General features: G+C 49.3%; 6 protein-coding genes. 3 read left to right on the top strand and 3 right to left on the bottom strand.

The window, feature by feature from the left end; genetic code table 11:
• Positions 1-2,981: efflux RND transporter permease subunit (locus tag AC1DUA_RS24045; protein WP_477502169.1), on the bottom strand; the 2,981-nt coding region annotated here is incomplete at its 3' end.
• A 46-nt stretch (positions 2,982-3,027) separates the two neighbouring features.
• On the bottom strand, positions 3,028-4,335 hold the full coding sequence (locus AC1DUA_RS24040) for an efflux RND transporter periplasmic adaptor subunit (RefSeq protein ID WP_477502168.1): 1,308 nt from the start codon (positions 4,333-4,335) through the stop codon (positions 3,028-3,030).
• Between the two features lie 267 nt (positions 4,336-4,602).
• On the opposite strand from AC1DUA_RS24040, the gene AC1DUA_RS24035 reads away from it, so the two are divergent.
• Positions 4,603-5,295, top strand: a complete 693-nt coding sequence (locus AC1DUA_RS24035) for an MgtC/SapB family protein (protein ID WP_477502167.1) — start codon at positions 4,603-4,605, stop codon at positions 5,293-5,295.
• A 324-nt stretch (positions 5,296-5,619) separates the two neighbouring features.
• On the opposite strand, the gene AC1DUA_RS24030 is transcribed toward AC1DUA_RS24035, so the two are convergent.
• On the bottom strand, positions 5,620-6,072 hold the full coding sequence (locus tag AC1DUA_RS24030) for a flavodoxin (RefSeq protein ID WP_477502166.1): 453 nt from the start codon (positions 6,070-6,072) through the stop codon (positions 5,620-5,622).
• Between the two features lie 244 nt (positions 6,073-6,316).
• Between AC1DUA_RS24030 and AC1DUA_RS24025 the strand changes: the two genes are divergently transcribed.
• Both AC1DUA_RS24025 and AC1DUA_RS24020 read left to right on the top strand, forming a co-directional pair.
• Complete coding sequence (locus AC1DUA_RS24025; RefSeq protein ID WP_477502165.1) at positions 6,317-7,381, top strand: helix-turn-helix domain-containing protein; 1,065 nt, start codon at positions 6,317-6,319, stop codon at positions 7,379-7,381.
• Positions 7,378-8,058 (top strand): HD domain-containing protein, encoded by a 681-nt coding sequence (locus AC1DUA_RS24020; RefSeq protein WP_477502164.1) that lies wholly within the window; start codon positions 7,378-7,380, stop codon positions 8,056-8,058. The genes AC1DUA_RS24025 and AC1DUA_RS24020 overlap by 4 nt, the downstream gene beginning before the upstream one ends.
• Positions 8,059-8,127 lie beyond the last annotated feature (69 nt).

The raw sequence follows: 8,127 nt of genomic DNA, 5'->3' as shown, positions 1-8,127 counted from the left end.
ACAATAAGCCCTGAGATAATGACGACAGCCATCGGTCGCCATAGGCTGCCTCCCATGATTGCCATAGGCAGGAGGCCGCTGATGGCGGTAGCGGACGTCATCAGAATGGGCCGGAGCCGCGCACGACCTGATTCGGCAATAGCATCGTACAATTCCATGCCATTATGCCTGGCATCTTCAATAAATTCAACCAGCACGATGCCGTTGCGCACAACAATCCCGGCCAAGCTGACAAAGCCCATAAGCGCCATGAATCCGATTGGCGCGCCAGTTATGAATAAACCAATTAGAGCGCCCCCCATGGCCAGATAAACGGTCATCATGACTAGGAATGGTATGGATAATGAGTAAAATTGGATCGCAATAATAATGAAAATAAGGCATACAACAACAATCGAAAGCTTGCCGATGGATGAGAAAGCATCGTTCCGATCAGCGTTCTCGCCTGCAAATTCAATCGTGTAGCCGTTTGGTTTTTGCAGTTTGTTTACTTGCTGTTGCAGCTCGGTGACAATATCCGCCGGCAATCTTCCGTCCGTGTAGGCTCTCACCGTGATTGTACGTACCAGATTACGATGCTGTACGGACGTGATCATGCGGTCAGTCTGCACATTGATGAACTGCTTGATCGGGTACAGCTGCCCGGATTGCGAAGGAACGAGCAGTTCCCCTATCGTTTCATTAGACGGCGTTTGGTTAACCTCGCTGAACAAGGTGACGGGAATATCTTCGCTGCCAAGCTGCAGCTTGGAAACTTCGATGCCGTCGGTTGCGAGTCGGGCGGTTCCCGACAAGTCCTTCTCAGTGACACCGTAATATCGCGCTTTCTCCTGATCGAGCTGGAGATCCATGGTGTAGGTTTCATCACCGACGCTGTCGGAGACGTTGGTCGTACCCGGGATGCTCTTCAGTATCGTTTGCAACTGTTTGGAGAGCGAGGTTAATTCGCTTAAATCCGGGCCGCTGATTCGAACAGCGATCGGCGCACCGACAGGAGGGCCTTGTTCCAGTTCTCTGGGCAGCAACTCGATATCCGGATATATGCGCTTGAGCTGGTCTCGCCAATCGGATACTAGCTTGCTTGTATGGGTTCTTGATTCGTCGACCTTAACGTATAGTTGGCCTATTCTTGTTCCGACAGATGAGGTCTCCGCATAGTAAAACTTAGGTGTTGCCCTTCCGGCATAGGTGGAAACGGACTGAACCCCATCTTGCTTAGCCGCCCAAACCGATAAACTTTTCATCATATCGGCGGTTTGCTTATAGTCTGCGCTCACGGGCATTTTCACATCAAGCAAAAATTCGCTTCGTTCCGCACTCGGAAAGTACTGAACGCCCAGCAGCGGCAAAAGCCCGTAGCTGGCTGTACCGATGACAAGGCCTATCATGCCGGTTAACAGCGGTTTTCGCAGCAGCCGGCGGATGAGCTTTTCATAAAACTCGCTTAGGTGCCATAGAGGTTTACCCAAGAGTCCAGGCAGCTTATTCTTAACAGAGACTCCCTTGCGGAGACTGCGTTCGCTGCTCCATTTACGAAAAATCGGAATAATCGTTAACGACATGGCCATCGACGCAGCTAGAGTCAAACTGACAACGACGGGTATCGGCTTAATAAAATCCCCAATGTTGCCTTTCAAGAAAAACAACGGGAAAAAAGCGGCCGCTGTGGCAATCGTTGCGGTAAGAATCGAAATCGCAACTTCCTGGCTGCCTTTCAACGAGGCGTCCAGAGGAGAATCACCCAGTGACAATCTGCGTTCGATATTATCGTTAACGACAATGGCATCATCGACAAGAATACCAAGTACAATGACCAGCGCGACGATGGAAATCTGATTGAGATCGATGGAGGTCATCCCGATCGGCAGGAAGCCCAGTGCGATGGAGACGGGAATCGCCAGCGCAACAATAATGGACGTTCCGAATGCAAGCCCCAGGAGGCAGACGACCAGTACCGCAGCCATCCCGATCAGCATTTCCCGCGACAAATCGGCAAACAGATGGTCGACGTTCTCTTTTTGCGTAAACAAGGATACCATCGTTACATGCGAGGGGAGCTGAGACCGCAACTCAGAAACTCTGGCGTCTATGTCATCTTGCAAAGAGGGAATGTTTTGTCCTTTGGCCGGATAAATGACGACATCAACAGCGGGTCTGCCTTGATAGAAGACTTCCTCTTCCGTCTTCTGTGGGCCTATTTTAACTTCAGCGACATCTTTGATGCTCAGTGAATTGCCTTGCCCTGCAGGTCGGTAAATGACTGTATCGGCAATATCTTTGGCGGACTTCCATTCCCCAGTTAATTGCACATAGGTATTATTCTTGTTGGCAACCACGTTCCCGATCGGTGTACGGTCGTGAGCAGTCGTGAGCGCCTGCATAACTAAGGGCCAAGGAAGCTGCAAGCTTTCGAGTTTCTCCTTGTTCAGAACCACCTTCACTTCCTGATTCGGAAGTCCAACAATTTCAACGTCGCTGACGCCGGAGACTGTGCGCAATTGGTCCTTCCATGTTGTAGAAATGGGCCGCAAGGACTCCAGCTCAGAGGGGTTTTCCACAATTAAATGAATGATTTGCGCTGACGTTTTGGCCAGATCATCATCGATTTCTGGCTGATGCGCCTCTGCGGGGAGCTTGTCTTGTGCGGACTGCACCTTCTGTCTGAGCGTATCCCATGCACGGCTGTTATCGACCCCGGGCTGCATCTCTACAGTAATGAAGGACACATTGGTAGAGGAAGTCGAATCGATCGATTTGATAGACTCCATCTTTCTAATTTCTTCTTCCAGCGGCTTAGTGACAAGTTGCTCGACCTTCTCCGGGGATGCTCCGGGATAGATCGTCTTCACCGTAGCCATGGAAACAGTGATTTCCGGATTCTCACGCTGGTTTAGCGATAAAAAACTGAAGGCGCCAAGCAGCACGAGAACGACAAAGAATAGCAGGGTAATCTTTTGGTATTTAATGAGTCTGGCAATCAAACGGCTTCCTCCTTCTGTTCAGCTGTTCCGGTTAGAAAGTCCGAAACTACGGGCCGGGCGCTACTTTCTCCATATGTTTAAGTTGGTACTGACCGGAGACGATGAGTGTCTCGCCTGCCTTAAGCCCTTGCGTGATTTCAGTCATGTCATCCTTGCTGCGGCCGAGCTTGATTGTTCTCTTTTCAGCATAGTCGCCATTTAAAAGGAATACATAGGGCTCGCCATCCTCGCGCAGAATGCTGTCCGTCGGCACGGAGATGACTTGCTGCTCGCCGCCTCCAGCAAGCAGAAGCTGTACGCGCATTCCGGGTTTAAGGCGGCCGTTTTCGTTCGCGGCTTCAAGTTCCAGGGAATAGGTTTTGGTCTGAGTGYTGGCTGTGTTGGCCAAATAAGTCACTTTACCCTCATATGTATCCGGGGAATCCGCAGCCTGAAAGATCAGGCTCTGTTTGCCTTGCACGAGCGGCAAGTCCGCTTCCGTTACTTCGGCGCGGATTTTGATTGGCGATTGTCGCTGTACGACACCAATTTTTTGTCCTCTGGCAAGCGTCATTCCCTCCTCAATGGGCATTTCGGTCATAAGTCCTGAAGCAGGGGCCTTGACTTCAAAGTAAGAGAGGTTGACATCAGCATCCTGTAGGTCAACATCGTTAGCCTGCAATTGGTATTGGATGGCGGCTAGCGGCTGAGTGCTTTGGAGCGTCTGAAGTTTCTGTTGCAAAGTTTGGAGATTAAGCTTCAACGGTTTGATTTGAGACTCCAATTGTTCTTTCTGATCTTTCGTTGCCAGCCCTGTGTCATAGTCATTAAGAACCCGGTTATATTGCTTCGTTGCATCGTCCAAGGATTGCTGGGTTATGGCTATGTTGTTAGTTAACTCCAGAATGCCGTCATCCCAATCCTTTTTGGCCTTGGATAACTGTTCCTCAAGACTGGCCCTGGCATAAAGCAATTTTTGTTTTTGGCGGAGCAAATCTTTATTATCCAGCTCGATGATTACATCGTCTTTTTGGACTTGTTCCCCGCGCTTTTTCAGTACGGACTTCACATCGCCATCCGCTTTCAGCACGATATTCAACTCCAGAGAGGGAATCACATCCGCAGTGAGTGTCTTGGCACCTGCCCATGCATGTGTGGTAACCGCAGCTGTTTTTACAGGCTTGCTCGTTACCGCGGCTGCCTGCCCGGCAGTTATTGCGGAGGATAACGGCGTTTCATTGGAACACCCTGCGAGTGCAAGGGTGGTGAAGATTACAAGATAACCTGTCTTGTTTGATAGTAATTTTCCGGCTGTACGCAGAAGATAATCTTTCGGTCGTTTTGAACGAGCAGCCATGTTTCCCTCACGCTCCATGCTTGAGCCTCCCTTGTTATTAATATTTTTGTATAAAATCAGATGCTGCTTGCTTCAAGTATGACTTGTGGTCAACTTTTTGAGATGGATTTGATCATGTGAAAATGTATACCACACAATTAGTCAGTGAACATCACTTATTTAACTAACATTTTATAAGTACATTTATAGCAATAAAATGACTTTTGGTCAATATTATTTTAGATCAGTGCTTAGCTCATTTTTGTGTAAGGTTTAGGGGGGAAATGGATAGAAGTTTGAACGGGGATGCTAATGCAAGTCACTGTGGACATACATGATTTAATAAAATTAGGAATTGCAGCTATCTTCGGTTTAATTATTGGCCTAGAACGAGAAATCAGAAATAAACCTCTAGGACTCAAAACATCTCTAGTCATTYGTCTAAGCAGTTGCTTACTGACAATTGTATCTATTGAATCTTCGAATAAATATGCGGTTCCCGGGCTTCATGTTATGGATCCTATGAGGCTTGCAGCGCAAGTGGTAAGCGGGATAGGATTTCTTGGCGCAGGGGTCATTCTTCGGAAAAATAATGATGTCATTATAGGATTAACGACGGCGGCGATGATCTGGGGAGCGGCTGGGTTAGGAATTGCCATCGGTGCTGGCTTTTTTGTTGAGGCGTTCGTAGGACTTCTGCTAATTATGGTGAGCGTCGTGGTATTGCCGTACTATATTAAGAAAATAGGGCCAAGACCGCTGTTGATGAAAGACTTGCGAGTCAGGCTCATCGTATCGCATGAGGGTAGTTTAACGAGCATCATCAAGGATATTATTGCTAGAGGATATAGAATGAAAAGTGTACACATAAAAGAGTTGAATCATGAGCTGCAGGAGCTCAACTTCATCGTTTTCATTGACCGTAAGTACGCTTCAGAAGTATATGAAGAGTTAAAGCGCATGCCGTATATTGAAATGGCTGAAGTAGAGACTTTGTAGTGAGGGATTGGGGCAGCGGCTTAGTGCTGCGTTCCGATCCTTTTTTGTTTGGCACATAAATGGGCTACGGGGAGAGCTACGTTGCATTTTGTGCAGCGAAAAAGGGGCTTTTGCTGCCTGATGGGTAGTTCGTTGTATATAATAGAACGTTACCAGACAAATGGCAGAGAATGAGGCCATTTCAGCTGAAATGGTTGCACAATGTACAACGAGAAGCTGAAGCAGTACTTATTTTGATCGATATGATTGTAAAAAGTGCAACATAGGTGGGATGGTCTTAATAAGAAGCGAGCCCAGCGAAGTGCCAAAGCCCGCCAACATGTATTAGGCCGTAATAGCGACAGCAGCAGCGAATTTCGCACCTAACTCGCGACATAATTTCTTTTGCTCGCTAGTCGGATTAAATTCGATTTTCAAACCGTCAAACACTTTCTCAGTACCGATCCCGGCAAGTCTCTCCTCGATTGTGTCTACAGCTGCACCGAAATGTGTGTAGGAGGAGTCAGCGGAGCCGAATGCACCGGATTTACGGCCACTTAGATCTAGATCTTCTAATTCATCGTAGAAGTCTTCGAATTCGTCTGGCAGATCGCCGTCGCCCCATGTATAAGCTCCAAGCAGAATACCGTCGTAGTTCACGAGGTCTACACCGCTCACATCCATGACGGATTTCACAACAGGATCAATGCCTGCCTCACGTATGCCTGCTGCGATTTCTTCAGCGATTTCCTCCGTATTTCCTGACATGCTGGCGTAAACAATAATAATTTTTGGCATGGGAATCCCTCCACGATATGTTTTTATAGGTATGTAGTCATCTTGTAAATGTCTTGTTGTTACCAACCACCTTCATATTATTTGATAATGATTATCATTGTCAACATTTAATTGAGAATATATTGAGAATAAACATTTTTTGCTGAGATGGCTGGCTGGGAAGGACTATACGACTTGGAGGCAGAAATCATGATACAATATCGAAAACATGAACTTATCGCAGCTTATGAAAAGGGGAACTGGCATGGAGGATATCCACCTGCATTTGAAAAATCTCGGCTTCACCGACCTGGAAGCCAAGTGCTTGCATGTGCTTGCCGAAAGCGGCACACAGACAGGTTATGAAATCGCCAAGCAGCTTGGCGTATCGCGTTCGAATGTTTACTCCGCGCTCCAGAAGCTGGCGGAGAAGGGCGCAGTGCTCACCAGTCACGGTGAGCCGACGCACTACCAAAGCGTGCCGATCGAGGAGATCGGCGAGCGTGTTGAGGCGGAGCTGCAGGCGTCGATCCGCTATGTGAAAGAGCATATGCCGAAGCAAGGTGCGCATCGTTCGGAGTACTTCAGCTTGGAAGGCGATGCGAAGGTGCTTGATCGCATCCGAACAGAGCTGAAGAAGGCGAAGGAGGAAGTGCTTTGCGACCTGTGGGCGCAGGAAGCACAGCTGTTGAAGGAAGAGCTGCGGAAGGTTCCAGCGCAAGGAGTGCGCCTGCTTGTTTCGACGATCGGCGATGCTTCTCTGCCGAGTGGTGTGCAGCAATTCTCGCATAAACGTGATGCCATGTGGAACGAGCGCAAAGGGCGGAAATTTACCCTGCTGATTGACCGCAAGTTGGCTATTGTAGGTACAAGAGGCGGCGACGAGCCGACACTCGCGATGTTGACCGAGCATCCAGCAATGGTGGAGCTGCTGCTCAATAGTTTCTGGCGCGATGTGGTAATACATGAGCTGCAGCAGGATATGGGCGCAAAGCTGGAAGATAAATATGGGAAAAATTTCAAGAAGATCATTCAGAAGTATACCGCTGCTGAAGGTAGAGAGAAGGATACACCATCTGTGGAGGTAGGACTGGAGCCTGCAACTGTTGAGAGTAATGCTGGAGAAGGTAAGTCTACTGGAGGAAAAGCTGGAGAAGGAAAAGCTAGTGAGGGAAGAGCCAGTGAAGGTAAAGCTGGTGAAGGAAAAACTACTGAAGGTAAATCTGCTGAAGGAAAAAATAGTGATGGTAAATCTGCTGAAGGAAAAAATACTGAAGGAAAGTCTAGCGAAGCTAAATCCAGTGAAGGAAAGAGGAAAAAGAAGAAATGACGCAGTATGATGGGCAATACTTGGCGAGAGAGCAACAAGAGAGCATCTTACTCGCGGCGGAGACGCTCGTGAAAGAGAAGCTGGAGCGCGATAGCAGCGGCCACGATTGGTGGCACATCTATCGCGTCGTGCAGACGACGAAGCGCATCGCCGCCCAAGAGGGCGCCGACGCTTTCGTCTGCGAGCTTGCAGCGCTGCTTCACGACGTCGTCGACGAGAAGCTGAATGCAGACCCAGCCGCTGCGCAGCGGGAGCTGGAAGCATGGCTGGCCGCCAGCGGAGCGCCGGCGGCAACAGTGGATCACGTGCTGGAGATCATCAGCACGATGTCGTTCAAGGGCGGCGCGCGGCCTCCGATGCGCACGCTTGAGGGCCAGGTCGTGCAAGATGCCGACCGGTTGGATGCGATAGGCGCGGTAGGCATCTCGCGCGTTTTTGCTTATTCGGGCTGGAAGGGCCGCCCGATTCATGATCCCTCCGTCACGGCGCGTGAGCACATGACGGAAGCGGAGTATCGCGCGGGGAACGATACGGCGATTAATCACTTTTACGAGAAGCTCCTTAAGCTGAAGGAGCTGATGAATACGGCTTACGCCCGCAAGCTTGCGGACGAGCGGCACCGCTTCATGGAGCAGTACCTCGAGCAGTTTTATGCGGAGTGGGAAGGCGAGCGGTAATTCTTTTGCTGTGGTAGGAGGGTTTCGGGAGACGCCAACTTTAGGAGTGGGCTGTTAACGGGATAATCT

Source organism: Paenibacillus sp. 01T422, assembly GCF_056398785.1.
The sequence above is the reverse complement of the archived record's forward strand: the minus strand, read 5'-3'. Positions and strand labels throughout refer to the sequence as shown.

What these genes read in the sequence shown, in the direction of transcription:
- AC1DUA_RS24030 (WP_477502166.1), bottom strand. Translation starts at nt 6,072, where the DNA reads ATGCCAAAAATTATTATTGTTTACGCCAGCATGTCAGGAAATACGGAG.
- AC1DUA_RS24020 (WP_477502164.1), top strand. Translation starts at nt 7,378, where the DNA reads ATGACGCAGTATGATGGGCAATACTTGGCGAGAGAGCAACAAGAGAGC.
- AC1DUA_RS24025 (WP_477502165.1), top strand. Translation starts at nt 6,317, where the DNA reads ATGGAGGATATCCACCTGCATTTGAAAAATCTCGGCTTCACCGACCTG.